Source organism: Pseudomonas sp. BP11-1-1 (assembly GCF_052112105.1).
Taxonomy (GTDB): Bacteria; Pseudomonadota; Gammaproteobacteria; order Pseudomonadales; family Pseudomonadaceae; genus Aquipseudomonas; species Aquipseudomonas alvandae.
Genome location: NZ_JAUTYU010000004.1, coordinates 568,294 through 585,632, shown reverse-complemented (window position 1 = coordinate 585,632; position 17,339 = coordinate 568,294). Strand labels below are relative to the sequence as shown.

11 protein-coding genes are annotated in these 17,339 nt (G+C 58.8%); all 11 read left to right on the top strand.

What is annotated here, in order from left to right; all coding sequences use genetic code 11:
- Positions 1–9 precede the first annotated feature (9 nt).
- The gene (flgK, locus tag Q7C33_RS12265; protein WP_407683454.1) at positions 10–2,076 is read left to right on the top strand and encodes a flagellar hook-associated protein FlgK; all 2,067 of its coding nucleotides are present in this window, start codon (positions 10–12) and stop codon (positions 2,074–2,076) included.
- 13 nt (positions 2,077–2,089) lie between these two features.
- Positions 2,090–3,655, top strand: a complete 1,566-nt coding sequence (locus Q7C33_RS12260; protein WP_198797715.1) for a flagellar hook-associated protein 3 — start codon at positions 2,090–2,092, stop codon at positions 3,653–3,655.
- 109 nt (positions 3,656–3,764) lie between these two features.
- Positions 3,765–7,346: a glycosyltransferase gene (locus tag Q7C33_RS12255; protein WP_198797740.1), complete on the top strand. Its 3,582-nt coding sequence runs from the start codon at positions 3,765–3,767 to the stop codon at positions 7,344–7,346.
- Between the two features lie 63 nt (positions 7,347–7,409).
- A complete protein-coding gene (locus Q7C33_RS12250; protein WP_407683453.1) occupies positions 7,410–10,304 on the top strand; it encodes a TIGR00180 family glycosyltransferase in 2,895 nt (964 codons plus the stop codon).
- Positions 10,305–10,753: 449 nt separating this feature from the next.
- Complete coding sequence (locus tag Q7C33_RS12245) at positions 10,754–11,680, top strand: ketoacyl-ACP synthase III (RefSeq protein WP_198797717.1); 927 nt, start codon at positions 10,754–10,756, stop codon at positions 11,678–11,680.
- Between the two features lie 280 nt (positions 11,681–11,960).
- Positions 11,961–12,809: a flagellin domain-containing protein gene (locus Q7C33_RS12240; protein ID WP_198797718.1), complete on the top strand. Its 849-nt coding sequence runs from the start codon at positions 11,961–11,963 to the stop codon at positions 12,807–12,809.
- Between the two features lie 72 nt (positions 12,810–12,881).
- Entirely contained in the window at positions 12,882–13,247 is a 366-nt protein-coding gene (locus Q7C33_RS12235) for a flagellar protein FlaG (RefSeq protein WP_407683452.1), read from the top strand.
- Positions 13,248–13,329: 82 nt separating this feature from the next.
- On the top strand, positions 13,330–14,760 hold the full coding sequence (fliD, locus tag Q7C33_RS12230) for a flagellar filament capping protein FliD (RefSeq protein WP_407683451.1): 1,431 nt from the start codon (positions 13,330–13,332) through the stop codon (positions 14,758–14,760).
- Positions 14,761–14,890: 130 nt separating this feature from the next.
- Positions 14,891–15,286, top strand: coding sequence for a flagellar export chaperone FliS (gene fliS, locus Q7C33_RS12225; RefSeq protein WP_039593095.1), 396 nt, complete (start codon positions 14,891–14,893; stop codon positions 15,284–15,286).
- 11 nt (positions 15,287–15,297) lie between these two features.
- Positions 15,298–15,594: a flagellar protein FliT gene (locus tag Q7C33_RS12220; protein ID WP_198797721.1), complete on the top strand. Its 297-nt coding sequence runs from the start codon at positions 15,298–15,300 to the stop codon at positions 15,592–15,594.
- A 173-nt stretch (positions 15,595–15,767) separates the two neighbouring features.
- Entirely contained in the window at positions 15,768–17,243 is a 1,476-nt protein-coding gene (locus Q7C33_RS12215; RefSeq protein WP_030141088.1) for a sigma-54 dependent transcriptional regulator, read from the top strand.
- Positions 17,244–17,339: the final 96 nt, after the last annotated feature.

The window sequence follows — 17,339 nt, the reverse complement described above, 5'->3', positions numbered from 1 at the left end:
GTCTGAACCATGAGTTTGCTCAATATCGGGATGTCGGGTCTGTCCGCAAGCCAGACCGCACTGGTGACCACGGGTAACAACATCGCCAACGTCGATACCGCTGGGTATTCGCGTCAGCAGACCGTGCAGACCACCAAGGCGTCGAACCAGTACGGCAACGTGTTCATCGGCTCCGGCACGACCCTGGCGGATGTGCGCCGGGTCTATAACTCGTACCTTGAAGCACAACTGAAGACCACCACCTCGCTCAACAGCGATGCGGCGGCCTACCAAGGCCAGATCACCCCGCTCGATTCCCTGCTGTCGGACAGCGGCACCGGCCTCAACGGCGCGCTGACCAAGTTCTTCGCCTCGGTACAGAACGTCAACGCCAAGCCGGGCGACGACGCGTCCCGCCAGTTGCTGCTCAGCGATGCCCAGGCCTTGAGCAACCGTTTCAACTCGGTTGCCAGCCAGTTGACGGAGCAGAGCCAGAACATCAACGGCAACCTGTCGAACATGGTCGAGCAGATCAACAATCTGGCCACCACCGTCGCCCAGTTGAACAAGAAAATCGCCGAGGTCTCCAACGCCGGCGGCGCGCCGAACGACCTGCTCGACGCCCGCAGCGAGACCATTCGCCAACTGTCTACCTTCACCGGCACTCAGGTCGTCGAGAACGGCAGCAGCCTGGACATCTACCTGGGTTCCGGCCAGCCACTGGTGATGGGCAACATCACCAATAAACTGGAAGCAGTTCCGGACAAGAACGACCCGGGTCGCATCGGCATCCAGCTCAACAGTGGCTCCAGCGTCATGGACATCACCCAGGTCATGACCGGCGGTGAAATCGGCGGCCTGATGCGCTACCGCAGCACTGTGCTCGACCCGGCCATGAACGAGCTGGGCCGCGTGGCGCTGGTCGTCGCCGACCAGATGAACAGCATCCAGGCCTCGGGCATCGACAAGAACGGTGCGTTTGGTTCCAACCTGTTCAGCAGCATCAACAGCGCCGCGCAAATGAGCCAGCGCAGCGTCGCCTCGCTGGGCAACAGCGCCGGGTCCGGCAACTTCAACGTGTCCATCGAAGACACCGGCAAGCTGACCACCAACGACTACAAGATCACCTTCACCAGCGCCACCGACTACACCGTCCAGCGCTTGCCTGATAACACGCCGATGGGTGCGTTCAATACCGCGACCACGCCGCCACCGGTGGTCGATGGTTTCGCCTTGACCTTCGGCGGTGGCCCGGCGGTGGCTGGTGATTCGTTCAAGATCACCCCGACCCGCAACGCGGCGGGCAGCATCAAGACCGAGATGACCGACTCCAAGCGGCTGGCGATTGCCGCGCCGCTGGGCGCCGCCATCACGCCGGGCGGCAGCGGTACGCTGACCATTCCGGCCAGCGGCCAGCCGACCATGACCACCAAGCTGGACATCTACGACGAGGCCACCACCAGCATCATCCAGAACGGCATCAAGAACTCGATGCCGGTCAAGGTGGTGTTCGGCGCGACGTCGGCCGGTGGCTCCAGCCAGGCTTACCAACTACGCGATGCCCAGGGTGGCTTGATCAGCAGCGGTACGATCATACCCGGCCAGAGCAACACCCTGAGCCTGAGCGTTCCGCTCAAGGACGCCACGGGTGCCCCGATCATGGATTCGTCCGTACCGCCGGTGCAGCGTACCGTCACGTTCGACATGTCGATCGCCGGTGCACCATCGGAAGGGGCGGGTATCAATATCAGCCTCAGCCAGCCCGGCAGCCTGGACAACCGTAACGGTACGGCATTGGCCGGCTTGCAGACCGCCAAGACCGTAGACACCAACACTGCCAGCAAAGGCATTTCCCTGAACGATGCCTACGGCAAGCTGGTGGAAGGCGTCGGCGCCAAGGCCGCCCAGGGCAAGCTCGACAGCGCCGCCACCGGCGCGATCCTGGACAATGCCAAGAACGCCCGCGATTCGTTGTCCGGCGTGGACCTGGATGAAGAAACCGGCAACCTGGTCAAGTTCCAGCAGTACTACACCGCGTCCTCGCAGATCATCAAGGCGGCGCAACAAATCTTCAGCACGTTGATCAACAGTCTTTAAGGAGCCGTAGCCCATGCGCATTTCCACTTCTCAGTTCTACGAAAGCACGGCTGCGAACTATCAGAAAAACTTCGCCAAGGTCGTCAAGAGCAGCGAGGAGGCCAGCAGCCTGGTGCGTGTGAACACCGCCGCCGATGATCCGGTCGGTGCTTCGCGCTTGCTGCAACTGGGTAACCAGGCTTCGATGCTGTCGCAGTACGAAGCCAACGTCACCACTATCAAGGCGACCCTGGGCAACACCGAAGCGGTGATGAACAGCATCGGCAACGTGCTGCAGCGCGCCAAGGAACTGGCCGTCAGCGCCGGTAACGCCGCCTACACTGACTCAGACCGTAAAGCGGTCGCTTCGGAATTGGGTTCGCTCGAAGAACAGCTGCTCAGCCTGATGAACACCAAGGATGAGAACGGCAAATACATCTTCGCCGGCTCCAAGGGCGATGTCGTGCCGTTCACCCGCAATGACGACGGCACCTACAGCTACAACGGCGATCAGGTGACCCTGGACCTGCCGATCGGCGACACCATGTCGATGGCCACCAACAGCACCGGCTGGGAAGTGTTTCAGCAAGCGGTCAACACCAGTCGCACCCAGGTCACCATGACCGCGCCGCCGGTGGATGATGGCCGTGTGGTGTTGACCAACGGCCAAGTGTCGTCCAGCGTCAGCTACAACAGCCAGTTCCGCGGTGGCGAGCCGTATACCGTGGAATTCGTCAGCGGCACCCAGTTGAAAATCACTGACTCGGGTGGCAACGATGTGACCGCCGAAGCCAGCAAGGGTGGTGTCATCGAACCGAATAACCAGGCCGGGCAGACCGTAAGCTTTCGCGGTGTCGACTTGACCTTGAACGTCAACCTTCAAGCTGGCGATGTGGCAGGTACAGTGTTGCCCGGGCACACGTTCACCCTGGCAGCCAAACCGGATAGCTTCACGCCGGCTCGCAGTCCGGGCAACACCACCCTGACTCAAATCACGGGTAGCCAGATCACCGATCCGACGGCTTACCACGCCAGTTTTCCGACGGGCTCGGCCGTGTTGAAGTTCACCAGTGCCACGGATTTCGACCTGTACGCCGCGCCACTGACCGCCGACAGCAAGCCGGTATCCAGCGGCACCCTGGCGGGCAACGTCGCCACCGCATCCGGCGTGAGCTTCACCCTCAATGGTGCCCCGGCGGCCAACGATCAGTTCAGCATCGCGGTCAATACCCACGAGACGCAGAACATTCTCGACACCGTGAGCCAGTTGCGGACTGCCTTGAACACCCCGGCCGATGGCAACAACATCGCCCTTCAGAAGCTGAATGCGGCGCTGGCTTCGGGTATCGGTAACCTGGCCAGCGGCACCGACCACTTGACCAGCGCATTGAGTTCGGTCGGCGGGCGTGGCCAGTCGCTCGATACCCAGAGCGATACCAACCAGAGCTTCGTCCTCGCCAACTCGCAAACCCAGTCGGCGATTCGTGACTCCGACCCGGCGGAAGTGATGACGCGCCTGACCTTGCAGCAGACTATGCTTCAAGCGTCTCAGTTGGCGTTCAGCAAGATCGCTCAATTGGGTTTGTTCAATAAAGTGTGATCCAGGGCGGGGACCGTGACGCTATAAGCGGTCCCCAACCCGTTCCTTTATACGATTCAGGACGTCCTGCTCTCGCCTGAGTTGGCGCCTGCCGTTGAGAGCCATGCGTGTGAAATCAGCTCCTCTTGTCAGCATTGCCATCCCCGCGTACCACTCACGCTTTTTCCGCCTCGCCTTGCAAAGCGCGCTCGAGCAAACCTACGAGAACCTTGAGATTGTCATCTGCGACGATTGCCGCACCGATGAAGTCGAGCGGATTGTCCAGGAACTTGGCGCAGGCTCTAATGTTGCAGTGCGCTACCTGCGCAACCCGACCCGACTGGGGTTCCAGCAGAACCTGTTGCGCTGCCTCGAAGAGTCCCGGGGCGAGTACCTCAAGTTTCTCTGCGATGATGACCAGTTGCTGGCGTTCTGCGTCAGCCAACAGGCGGCCATCCTGCAGGAGCATGCCCAAGTATCGCTGGTGATCAACAAGCATCATTTGATCGATGCAGACAGCTACGCCTTGCCGGTCCGTGTTGAAAACACCGGCATCACGCAGTTCGATGCGCTGTTCAACGGCAGCGACATGCTGGCGTATTTTGAAAAAATCACCCGTAACATTCTTGGCGGTTTAAGTGGTGCAATGATGCGCCGTACCGATGTCGAGGCTTTGCTGCCAGCGTTGGCGCGGCCCGGTGAAGGCTTCGAGGCGGTCCTTGATTTTGCCTTGTTCATCTGCCTGCTGCGCCGGGGTAACCTGGTCCAGCTATACGCCGAGGGAAGCGGCCAGCGCTTGCATCCGGACCGCCTGGCGCGTCAGGCCAAAATGCTTGAAGCGGCTACGGTGGAACTGACATGGCTCAAGGAAATGCTCGCCCAGCGCAGCGGCGAGCCGGCGCCAGCCAGTGGCTGGGTGCGTTACCAGGCGCTGGGGCAGCCTAGGGAGCCAGGGGCGCCCGAATGGGAAGAACTCAACGTCTACTCGGTGATTGCGACTCGCCAGGGCGTCATCGGCTCGCAAGTCGGCACGGACATCGAAAGCTACGCGGACCTCTATGTGCAGTGGTTGGAATGCCGGCACTTCAGTCCATTGCGCAAGCAAGTCTTGTCCCGGCAGATCGCGCGCTGGGCCTACCGCCCGAAGATCGTCCCTGTGATCATCGATGAACAGGACGATTCTTATGCGCTGGATATTACCCTGCAGAGTATCGCGGCCCAGGCCTATGCCTGCGAATCGGTGCTGCTGCTGTCCAACGGTGGCCAGGCGGTGGACAACCATGTCCTGCGCCTTCGCCTGCAAGCTGACTGGACGCAGCAGCTCAATGGGCTGTTGCCTCAACTGGACGGCGCCGATTGGTTCTACCTGCTGCGTGCCGGCGATCGCTTGACCGAATCTGCGCTCCTGATAATGGCCGACCGGATTGTCAGCTCGCCGAGTGCTGCCTGCATCTACAGCGATGAAGGCGCGCTAGTGGATGACAAATCGGCAGAGCCTATCTTCAAGCCCGACTTCAACCTCGACCTGATGCGTGGCTATCCCTACGTTGGTCGGACACTGGCTTTCGAGCGTGATCGATTCCTGGCCTCGGGCGGATTTGATTCGAGCTTGGGCGAATTGGCGCCCCATGACTTGATCTGGCGACTCGTGGAAACGGACGGGCCGCAAGTAATTGGTCATATCCCTGAAGTCCAGGTCGAGTCGACGTTTTCGTTTGCCCAATGGCTGTCGCTGTCGGAGGTCATCGAGCAAAACACGCGGCTGATCGGCGCGCATCTGCAGCGTATCGGCGTGCAGCACCGGCTTCACCCCGGGCCGCTCCTCGCGTTGGTTCCGCGCATTGAATACCTATTCGCCGAGCGTCCGCTGGTGTCGATTGTCATCAGCGTCAAGGATGACCTGAGTGCGCTGGAACGTTGCGTCAACAGTCTGCTCAGTACGACCGCGTATCCATATTACGAGATCATCATTGTCGACAACGCCAGTGAAGCCCCCGAGTTGCAGCATTGGCTGAGGGCGATGGCCGAGCTGGGCAGTGAAAAGTTGCGGATATTCTTACATCCGGGGAGCAGCAGCGAAGCGGTACTCCGCAACTTCGCCTTGCAACAGGCCCGCGGCGAATACCTGCTGTTGCTCAACCCCAGTTGCATCGCGCTGGAAGCCGCATGGCTGGATGAACTGCTCAATCATGGGCAACGTCCCGAGGTCGGTATCGTGGGGCCTCGCACGCTGAACCAGCAAGGTCGGGTCATCGACTCCGGTATGATCATGGGGTTGGGCGGGTTGGCGGGCAGGGCGTTCGTCAACGAATCGGTGGCGTCTGGCGGCTATATGCAACGCTTGCAGACGGTGCAAAACTGGAGCGCCGTCGGCGACCACTGCCTATTGGTGCGCAAGCAAGTTCTGGAGGAAGTTGGCGGGTTCGATGAGTCGATCACAACGCAGCGCATCAATTCGCTGGAGTTGTGCCTGCAGGTCGGAAAAAACGGTTACCTGATCGTCACCACACCCTACAGCGATGTCGTGCTGGCGTCCGGCGTCGAGGCCAGTCGTGATCCTTCGTGGAAGGAGCGCCTGGAGCGCGAACAAGAGGCTTTTTATCAGCGCTGGCTACGCAGGATCGCCAACGATCCCGCCTACAATCGTAACCTGACCCTGACTGGGAAAAGCTTCAGCCTTGAACCCGGGCCACGTACCGGCTGGAATCCGTTGATCACCCGCAACGTTCCTTCGATCCTCGGGATGGCAATCAACACCTCGGCGGTGGGACATTACCGGGTTAGCCAGCCGCTGTTCGAACTGGAAGCGGCGGGTCGAATCGTCGGGCGCGTTGCCTACGATACGCCTTCGATCATCGACATTGAACGCCAGTCACCGGATGTGATCATTCTTCAAGGTCGCTATAACGTCGGTAAATTCAAGGACATCGCTCAAGTCAAGACCTACTCCAATGCCATGCGCATCTACGAATTGGATGACTACATTGCCAGGGTTCCGGAAAAAAACGAACACCGTCGCAATATGCCGGACAACCTCGAGGACTTGCTCCGCCAAGGGATCGCCCAGTGCGATCGGGTCGTGGTGTCCACCCATCCACTGGCGGACGTCTTGTCCAGCATGCATCACGACATCCGCGTGGTGCCCAACATGCTGGCGGCCGGCCTGTGGAACCAGCTCCGGAGCCAGCGTGCAACCTCAAGCAAGCCGCGTATCGGTTGGGGCGGTGGTACCAGCCATCGTGGCGACCTGGAGCTCATCGCCGATGTCGTTCGGGAACTGGCCGATGAAGTTGAATGGGTTTTCTTTGGCATGTGCCCCGATTTGCTCAAGCCCTATGTCCATGAGTTTCATCCTGGCGTGAGCCTGGCACTTTATCCGGCAAAACTTGCCAGCTTGAACCTCGACCTGGCCTTGGCGCCGTTGGAATTTCATATTTTCAACGACTGCAAAAGCAACCTGCGCTTGTTGGAGTACGGTGCGTGCGGGTACCCGGTCATCTGTTCGGATACCGAAGCTTATAGGGGGCACCTGCCTTGCACTCGGGTCCTTACCAACAGCACCGAAGAATGGCTTGAGGCGATCCGCATGCATCTGGCAGACCCGGTTGCCAGTTACCGGATGGGCGACGAATTACGTGAAGTGGTGCTACGCGACTTTATCTTGCGCGGCGATAACTTGCAGTACTGGGCCAATGGTTGGCTACCGGATTGAGGCGTTTCCATCGCGAAACTCACGGTGTCGCTAATGCGGCCATCCACTCGTTAAGGAATTAATATGCAAAGCAATGTCCCAACAGGAACGACCGCGCCGTTGGATGAACGGTTTACGCTGGTACTGCTGGCTCATGACCAGTCGACCGCCCTGCGGCGGGCGTTGCGCTACTACCGCGCCAGTTCGTTCGCCGTGTTGGTGATCGACTCATCAAGCCGGATCGATGCCGATATTTCGACGGCATTCCCCGGGGTGCAGTTCTTGCATGCGCCTGAGGCGAGTGGCTTCGGCGACAAGGTTCGTCAGGCCGTCGAGCACGTTGCCACGCCTTACCTGGCGATTGCCGATGCCGAGAGTTTTCTGCTGCTCCAGGCGCTCGAACAATCGTTGAGTTTCCTGGAGGCGAATGCTGAATACGGCGCCTGCCAAGGCTACAGCCTGGCGTTCGAGGCCCATGCTGACCGTGTCGACTATTACTTGCTCGACCGCAAGGGCTGCGAAGATTACTCCGACGCATCGGCCGAAGCTCGGCTGGCGGTGTTTGCTGAGGATTGTCCGTCACTGATGAGCGCACTGACGCGCACTGAAACCCTGCGGCGCAGTTACGCTTCGTTGCCCTCAGGTTTTGACCCGCGGCTGCAGGAGGCTGGCCATTCTTATGGTTTGGTGGCGGATGCAAGGGTCCGCTTGCTCGACATCGCCTATGGTGTGCATGAGCGCAGTCGTGTGGCGAAGCCGCAGAGCGCGGTCGTGATGGCGCCTAGTTCTCAAGACTTGCGTGCGGTCGCGGAACAGGAGCGTATGGCTGCGGCCTTGGCCTGTTCCTTAGGCACGGATGCTTCGGTGCGAGAACACGCCAGGGCCATCGTCAAGAAGCTGGATGAACGTTCGGTGCCGCAGGCCGGAAAACTGTTCGAGTCGATCTGGGATTCACGGCGGGGCGAACCGGTTCGTCGTTTCGAGCCGACCCAATACGTCGAGTTACCGTTCTATAACCAGGCTTTTTTTAACGTGCTCACCAAACTGGAGTTCTTGATTCATGTAGCGCCAAGTGGACAGGTGCAGTTGAAAGAGCTGGAAGCGGTCATGCTCAAGCAGAAGGAATTGTCCCGCCCCCAGCGCAACACGAGTGCCGAGCCGCTTGATGAACAGTTGGCGAGAGCTTTCCTGAGCTATGCCTTCAACCAGGATCTGGTGAAGCAACTCCTGGGGCTCATGCAGGCCAAGGGCGACGAGCGCTACGTGCAGATGCTAGAGGCGTGGAAGCTGCGACTCGACGCGGCGGGGTTTGATAATACCGCGAGATTGTTCGACGCCACGCGCTCCGGTCAATTGCTGCGATGGCTCGAGGCGCGTGAACCGAGCGCCAGTGAAGCCCAGAAAGTTTCCAAATACCTGGCTGCTCGCAACGGTGGTCCTACGTTCGGCATTTTGATCCTGGATCTGGACGCCGATGTTTTCAAGATGCAGGCTTCCTTCGACAGCATCATCAATGGCTACTGCCGGGCGTTCAAGATTGTGGTGTTCACCACCGGTGACCTGCCGGCCGAGACGACGCCACAGAATGTCCTGCATTTTGTCAAAGTCAACGAAAGCAATTACGTCGACAAAATCAATCAGGTGGTTAACCTGAGCGATTGTGATTGGATGGTCATGACCGAGGCCGGCGATGAGCTGACACCGGCGGGTCTGTTCCGTGCGGGTGTGGAACTGCTGGACGCTGCGCAGTGCCAGGCCGTGGCAATGGACGAGTTCCAGCGCCAGCTTGATGGGACCTTGGCTGAAGTGTTCCGGCCTGGGTTCAACTTGGACTTGCTGCAAAGCAATCCGACGCTGATGGCCCGCCATTGGCTGATCCGTCGCGAGACGCTGGTGAAGCTCGGCGGTTACTCGCGTGAATTCAAGAACGCGATGGAGTTCGACCTGCTGTTGCGCCTGATCGAGCAGGACGGCCTGGAGGGGCTTGCCCACCTGGATGAGCCACTGTTGATTTGCCAGGCGGCGCCGGTGGAGGACAATGCCGATGAGCGCAAGACATTGCTGCGTCACCTGGCGGTACGTGGCTATCAAGCCGACGTGAGCGCGGCCGTGCCCGGGACGCACAAAATCGATTATCGCTTTGCCGACCGCCCCATGGTGTCGATCGTTGTCCATGGCATCGGTGACCTGACGGCGCTACAGCGGTGCTTGCTCAGCGTGCTGCAGCGCACCCGATATCAGCGCTACGAAGTGCTGGTTCCTACCGCGGCCGCAAACCATCCCCCCCTGAGTACCTGGCTCGGCGGCCAGGGGCACCAGGCCAGTCGCGTTCGGTTGCTCGATATCGACGCGGGCGTCGCGACGGGGACTTTGATCAACGCTGCGAGCCAGGAAGCCAAGGGCGACTATTTGGTGACACTGGCGGCCGACAGCGAAGTGGTCAACGTCAACTGGGTCGAATCGCTGCTCAATCAAGTGTTGCGCCCGGAGGTCGGCGTGGTCGGCGCCAAGCTGGTCGAGCGCGATGGAAGCATCGCCCAGGCTGGCCTGATCCTGGGACTGAACGACACAGTCGGCTCGGCTTTCGTCGGTGAGCCGAAGACCGCCCGGGGCTACATGAACAGGTTGGTAGTCGAGCAGAACTGTTCGGCGGTGTCTTTCGCCTGCCTGATGATTGCCAAGCAATTGTTCGAAGCGGCCGACGGCATTGATACGGCATTGTTCGACGATGCGCTGGGTGACGTCGACTTGTGCCTCCGGGTTGGCCAGGCAGGTTATCTGACGGTATGGACGCCGCATGTGCAAGTGATCCAGCCCGGCGTGCTGGCGAGTACGCCGCAGGCGCTTGCGGCGCTGCGTGAGAAGTGGTCCGGGGCGTTCGCCCAGGATCGGTTCTACAACGGCAATCTGGCGCTGCAAGGGGTGGGTTTTACCCTCGGACCGGTGCGCAACGTACCTTGGACCGACTTGCTGAACTAACCGCCGCATATCCGTGCGGATGAATCGTGGCGAGGGAGCTTGCTCCCGCTGGGCTGTGAAGCAGCCCTTTTGTGAGCGCTTCGCACTCCAGCGGGAGCAAGCTCCCTCGCCACAATTAATCAAACGCCTTCTGCAGTTTCCCACCGGGTACGGCAGGTAAATCTACCGTCGCTCTCACACAATTGCATCGCCATCCCCTACATTCCTGTCCGGTGTCCAATCCGATCGCGAGAAATGACACTGCTTCATTTGTCATGAAAAAATGCCCCTTGAGGACAAAACAGCGTGACGCATAGGTCATAAAGTGCATCTTCACTGTATTGTATTCCCCGGAGTGGAGGCCCGTTCGTTCGCCTGGCAAGGCTTCCGCCCTCGGAAATCAACCATTTTGAAGCGCCCCTGAGCTTTTGGGGGTGAACCTAGTCGCAGTACATGATCGGGAAGCCATGATGATTGGCATAAAAAGCATAGCGAGTTATGTGCCGACCGCTGGTGTGGATAACTACGCTCAGGGTGCCAAATTCGAGAAGGATGAAGAGTTCATCCTCGGCAAGATTGGTTCGGCGTTCCTGCCGCGCAAAGACGCTGATCAGGAAACATCGGACCTGTGTGTCGAAGCAGTGAACGCGCTGTTCGCCAACAACCCACAGCTTTCGCGCGAATCGATTGACGCGCTGATCGTCGTCACCCAGAACGGTGATGAGGAAGGATTGCCGCACACGGCCGCCATCGTGCAGGACAAACTCGGGCTGCCAACCCATGTGGCGGCGTTCGACATATCCCTGGGCTGCTCGGGCTATGTCTATGGCATCTATGCCCTGAAAGGCTTCATGGAGGCCGCAGGGCTGAAAAACGGGTTACTGGTCACCGCCGACCCCTATTCGAAAATCGTCGACCCTGAAGACCGCAACACCACCATGCTCTTCGGCGACGCCGCCACGGCCACTTGGATGGCCGAAGGGGCCAATTGGCAGTTGGGCAAGTCCAAGTTCGGGACTGACGGTTCCGGTGCGCCGCACCTGAAGGTGAGCGACGGTGTGTTTTTCATGAATGGCCGCCAGGTCTTCAACTTCGCCTTGCTGAAAGTGCCGGCTCATTTGCATGAACTGCTGAACGAGTCGTCATTGCAACCCAGCGATATCGACGCGTTCTGTATCCACCAGGGCAGCGCGGCAATTGTCGATGCCGTGGCGCGGCGTTTCGAGGGTGAGCCTGAAAAGTTCATCAAGGACATGGTCGAGACCGGTAATACCGTGTCTTCGAGCATTCCGCTGTTACTGGAGAAGCACGTCCTGGATGCCGACTGGAAGCGCGTGGCGATCAGCGGTTTCGGTGTCGGCCTGTCATGGGGCTCTGCGATTCTCTATCGCGACTGATCCGATTTATGTGCTTCCAATAGCGCTTCAGGTTCGCCTGAAGCGCTATTTTTTTGCGCGTGACGCTATCCCCGCCGTTTCTTGACGCCATTTTTTGGGCTTTTGTTTGCCGCTAAGCCCTTGTTTCTCAAGGGGTGGCAGTCTGCTAGCAAATTTTTTGAAAAAAGCCCTCAAGCAAGTTCCCAACCCGACGATAACTATTACGAAGGTTCTCTAGGCCACACCCCCGGCGGTTGCCAAGGGCCGGAAGCCGCAGTACCCAACCAACGAGGAATTCGTCATGGCTTTAACAGTAAACACCAACACCACTTCGCTGAACGTTCAGAAGAACTTGAACCGCGCTTCCGACGCTCTTTCTACTTCGATGACCCGCCTGTCTTCCGGCCTGAAAATCAACAGTGCCAAAGACGACGCCGCCGGCCTGCAGATCGCTACCCGTATGACCTCGCAAATCCGCGGTCAGACCATGGCGATCAAAAACGCCAACGACGGTATCTCCATGGCGCAAACCGCTGAAGGCGCGATGCAGGAGCAGACCAACATTCTGCAACGTATGCGCGAACTGGCCATCCAGTCCCGTAACGACAGCAACAGTGCAGACGACCGTGTCGCTCTGAACAAAGAGTTCTCGCAGATGAGCGACGAACTGACCCGTATCGCCAACAGCACCAACCTGAACGGCAAGAACCTGCTCGACGGTACCGCCAGCACCATGACCTTCCAGGTCGGTTCGAACACCGGTGCTGACAACCAGATCTCCCTGACCTTGAGCGCCAGCTTCGACGCTACGAGCCTGGGTGTTGGTTCGGCAGTTACCATCCTTGGTTCCGACAGCGCTGCTGCTGAAACCGCCTTCTCGGCTGCCATGGACGCAATCACCAGCGCGCTCGACACCATCAACAGTGCTCGTGCCGACCTCGGTGCTGCACAAAACCGTTTCTCCAGCACCATCTCCAACCTGCAGAACATCAACGAAAACGCCAGTGCTGCACTGGGTCGCGTACAAGATACCGACTTCGCCGCTGAAACTGCACAACTGACCAAGCAGCAGACTCTGCAGCAAGCGTCTACTTCGGTTCTGGCCCAGGCCAACCAACTGCCATCCGCTGTACTGAAGCTGCTTCAGTAATAGCCGGATGAGTTTTAGCGGGGGAGTGCGCTTGCGTGCTCTCTCGCTTTTTCCGTTCAAGAGGTGATGGACATGGATATGAGCGTGAAGCTGAACTTGTCTTATCCAACGGCGAAGCCGGCACCCACGGTGGCCGACAAGCCCGTGGAGAAGCCTCAAGCCGAGGTTGCTTCCGTGCCCCCGGTCAAGCAAGCGCCTAAAGACGCTGCCGCCGAGCAGGACAAACTCAAAAAGGCCGTTCAGGAAATCGAGAAGTTCGTCCAGTCGGTTAAGCGCAATCTGGAGTTCTCTATTGACGAGCCTTCAGGCAAAGTAGTGGTCAAGGTGATTGCCAGTGGTTCCGGTGAAGTAATTCGCCAGATCCCGAACGAAGAAGTCCTGAAACTGGCCAACAGTTTGAATGATGCAAACAGCTTGTTGTTCAGCGCTGAAGCCTGACAACCGGCACGAATTTTGTTGTTATGTTCTTTTGGGCGTTGTAAAGGTCAAAAGGCCGGCGACACACTGAAGGGAGTCCCACATGGCAAGTCCAATTCTACCTGGCTTGGGTCTAGGCTCTGGCCTCGATACCACTGCGATCGTCAAGGCGCTGGTCGATTCCGACAAGGCGGCCAAGCAAGGTCAGATCACCCGAGCGACGACGACGACTACCAACAGTATCTCCGGGGTGGGCACCCTGAAGTCATTGTTGGCAGCTTTCAATACCGCCATGAAGGACTTGTCCAGCACAACGACCCCGCAATTCTCGGGTTTTGCTGCGACATCTTCAGCTCCCGGTGTTCTCACGGCTACCGCCAGTAACACGGCGGTGAACGGCACTTACGCGATCAAAGTCACCAACCTGGCCACTGCGTCCAAGGTCACTTCGGCGGCCTTCGCGGGTGGTACGACCAGTGCCATTCCGACGGGTACGATGACCATCTCGCAGGGGGGTAACAACTACAACCTCAATGTGCCGGATGGCTCCACCTTGCAATCGGTTCGCGACGCGATCAACGCCGACTCTGCGCTCAAGGCTGCCGGTGTCAGTGCGAACATCATCACCGACTCCTTTGGTTCGCGCCTGGTGTTGGGTTCGACCACGACCGGTGCAGGTTCCGATATCTCGGTGAGCGGCATCGCAGGGCTGGAGATCGATGGCACGAACGTTGTGGGCGCTGGCAATACCGCGCTGACTGCCACTTCGGCGGGCGCCATCGGTGCCCTGGCCAAGGATGCCAGTTTCACCGTCGATGGCATGGTGCTGACCAGCAAGAGCAATACGGTCAGCACGGCGATTTCCGGATTGACGTTGAATTTGCTCGGCGTAGCAGACGGGGGCACTGCAACCGTTACCGTGGCGCCGAACAATGATGGCCTGAAAGCCTCGATCCAGAAATTCGTCGATGCCTATAACGCGGTCGCCAATAGCATCACCGCACTGACCAAGCCGTCGCTCGACGCTGATGGGAAGCTGACAGTGCCGGCAAAATTGACCGGTGACGCGTTGCCTCGCTCGCTGCTGGCGGCGATTCGAACGCCCTTGTCTGAAACCGGCGCTGGCGACAAGCTGACGTCGCTGGCCCAACTGGGTATTACCACCGATCAGAAGACGGGCGCGTTGAATTTCAATAGCGTCAAATTCACTGAAGCGATGAACGATAAAAAGCTCAGCGGTGAAGTCCAGACGTTGTTCACGGGCACCAACGGTCTGCTGGAACGCATGGGCAAGGCGATCGAACCCTTCAGCCAGACGGGTGGCATTCTCGACCAGCGGAACACAGCGCTGACCAGGACCCAGACCCGCTTGAAGGCCGATCAGGAGGCTCTGGATCGTCGGGTCGAGACCCTGACCGCAGTGTTGACTAAGAAGTACAACGACATGGATACCTTGGTCGGCAAGTTGAAGGCCACTGCGAGCAACATCACCTCGATGTTCGAGGCGATGACGGCACAACAGAAAAACAGCTGACTTTGACCGATGCAAAAAGCCCGGCAACGTTTTGACAACGTTCCGGGCTTTCGGCTTTTCGGTCTAAAGTTTTTTGACGCGGCGTCGATACGCTGTTTATACGAACCGAAGTTTTTTGAAGAGGTAGAACATGAATCCGATGTTGGCCCTTCGCCAATACCAGAAGATTGGCGCCCAAGCGCAAACCTCCGAAGCAAGTCCCCATCGTCTTGTGCAGATGCTCATGGAAGGCGGGTTGGACCGTATCGCCCAAGCCAAGGGCGCGATGGAGCGCAAGGATATTGCAAACAGAGGCATCCTGATCAGCAAGGCCATCGGCATCGTCGGCGGCTTGCGAGAAGGCTTGGACCTGGAAAATCGGGCCGAGTCGGTCGCAGAACTGGATGCTCTTTACGCGTACATGATGAAACGCTTGGCTGAGGCCAACGTCAAGGCCGATCCGAAGATCCTCGACGAAGTCGCTGATCTGCTTCGCACGGTCAAGGAAGGCTGGGACGCCATTGCCACGCCTGGCCCGCAATTCTGAGGAATATGCTCATGAGTCTTGTCTTGCAGCGAATTGAACAAACCCGCGATGCCTTGGTTGGCGCCTTGGCTGAGCGCAATTGGGAGGCCATCGGTCAATTGGACCTGGCGTGCCGTTCCTGCATGGAAGACGTCTTGAGCGAGTCCGAGGTGGACGAGGCGGCGTTGCGTAATAACCTGGAAGAATTGCTTGGCGTGTATCGGCAGTTGCTGGAGGCGGCGACGGGAGAGCGCCAGGCGATCGTGAACGAAATGTCGCAGATTCATCAGTCACAGAACGCGGCGAAGGTTTACAACCTGTTCGGATGATTTAATTTTCATTTAATCCGAACAAAGTGCGCCATAAATTTGACTGTGCACGATTTTTTGACTTAACTAGTGGCTGTTTACAGATTCCAGGCGTCTACAGGCATGACAAGTCTGCAAGCGTCTAGCTTGCCCCCAAATTCGGGCACTGAGTTGACTAGGGAAGTTGCTATTGCATGTGGCGTGAAACCAAAATTCTCCTGATCGATGACGATAGCGTCCGCCGCCGCGACCTGGCGGTGATTCTGAATTTTCTTGGCGAAGAAAATTTGCCCTGCGGCAGCCATGACTGGCAGCAGGCTGTCGGCTCTTTGTCGTCCAGCCGTGAAGTCATTTGTGTCCTTATCGGGACCGTAAATGCTCCCGCATCGCTTTTGGGCTTGCTAAAGACACTCTCAACCTGGGATGAGTTCCTTCCAGTTTTGTTAATGGGCGAAAATTCTTCCCTTGACTTGCCTGAGGACCAGCGCCGCCGGGTGCTTTCCACCTTGGAAATGCCGCCGAGCTACAGCAAATTGCTCGATTCACTGCACCGTGCCCAGGTTTATCGCGAGATGTACGACCAGGCTCGTGAGCGCGGTCGGCATCGCGAACCCAATCTTTTCCGCAGCCTTGTCGGCACCAGCCGTGCGATCCAGCACGTGCGCCAGATGATGCAGCAGGTGGCCGACACCGACGCTAGCGTGCTGATCCTCGGCGAGTCCGGTACTGGCAAGGAAGTGGTCGCGCGCAACCTGCATTACCATTCCAAGCGCCGCGAAGCGCCGTTCGTGCCGGTCAACTGCGGTGCGATCCCGGCCGAGTTGCTGGAAAGCGAATTGTTCGGCCACGAGAAGGGCGCGTTTACCGGTGCGATCACCAGCCGCGCCGGGCGTTTCGAATTGGCCAACGGTGGCACGCTGTTCCTCGATGAGATCGGCGACATGCCGCTGCCGATGCAGGTCAAGCTGCTGCGCGTGCTGCAAGAGCGCACGTTCGAGCGCGTGGGCAGCAACAAGACCCAGAGCGTCGACGTGCGGATCATCGCCGCGACCCACAAGAATCTCGAGAGCATGATCGAGGTCGGCAGTTTCCGCGAAGACCTCTATTACCGCCTCAACGTGTTCCCGATCGAAATGGCGCCGCTGCGTGAGCGGGTCGAAGACATCCCGCTGCTGATGAACGAATTGATCTCGCGCATGGAGCATGAGAAGCGCGGTTCGATCCGCTTCAACTCGGCGGCGATCATGTCCCTCTGTCGCCATGGCTGGCCGGGCAACGTCCGCGAGCTGGCGAACCTGGTGGAGCGCATGGCGATCATGCACCCCTACGGTGTGATCGGCGTCGCTGAGCTGCCAAAGAAATTCCGCTACGTCGATGATGAAGACGAGCAAATGGTCGACAGCCTGCGCAGCGACCTGGAAGAGCGCGTGGCGATCAACGGCCATACGCCGGATTTCACCAGCAATGCCTTGTTGCCGCCGGAAGGCCTGGACCTCAAGGACTACTTGGGCGGCCTGGAGCAAGGCCTCATCCAGCAGGCCCTGGACGATGCCAACGGTATCGTGGCTCGCGCGGCGGAGCGCTTGCGTATCCGTCGCACGACGCTGGTGGAAAAGATGCGCAAGTACGGCATGAGCCGGCGCGAAGGAGATGAACAGGCGGATGATTGACGCCTGTTTTGCAACCGCCTGATTTTCAGGCGGTTTTTTTTCGGCACGGGTATTGCTACAGCCCTCGCAACGTTCCGTTTAACTGACGGTCAGCCA

Excerpts from the sequence above, each read along its gene's own strand:
- flgK (WP_407683454.1), top strand. The coding sequence starts at position 10 with ATGAGTTTGCTCAATATCGGGATGTCGGGTCTGTCCGCAAGCCAGACC.
- Q7C33_RS12260 (WP_198797715.1), top strand. The coding sequence starts at position 2,090 with ATGCGCATTTCCACTTCTCAGTTCTACGAAAGCACGGCTGCGAACTAT.
- Q7C33_RS12250 (WP_407683453.1), top strand. The coding sequence starts at position 7,410 with ATGCAAAGCAATGTCCCAACAGGAACGACCGCGCCGTTGGATGAACGG.
- Q7C33_RS12245 (WP_198797717.1), top strand. The coding sequence starts at position 10,754 with ATGATTGGCATAAAAAGCATAGCGAGTTATGTGCCGACCGCTGGTGTG.
- Q7C33_RS12240 (WP_198797718.1), top strand. The coding sequence starts at position 11,961 with ATGGCTTTAACAGTAAACACCAACACCACTTCGCTGAACGTTCAGAAG.
- Q7C33_RS12235 (WP_407683452.1), top strand. The coding sequence starts at position 12,882 with ATGGATATGAGCGTGAAGCTGAACTTGTCTTATCCAACGGCGAAGCCG.
- fliD (WP_407683451.1), top strand. The coding sequence starts at position 13,330 with ATGGCAAGTCCAATTCTACCTGGCTTGGGTCTAGGCTCTGGCCTCGAT.
- fliS (WP_039593095.1), top strand. The coding sequence starts at position 14,891 with ATGAATCCGATGTTGGCCCTTCGCCAATACCAGAAGATTGGCGCCCAA.
- Q7C33_RS12220 (WP_198797721.1), top strand. The coding sequence starts at position 15,298 with ATGAGTCTTGTCTTGCAGCGAATTGAACAAACCCGCGATGCCTTGGTT.
- Q7C33_RS12215 (WP_030141088.1), top strand. The coding sequence starts at position 15,768 with ATGTGGCGTGAAACCAAAATTCTCCTGATCGATGACGATAGCGTCCGC.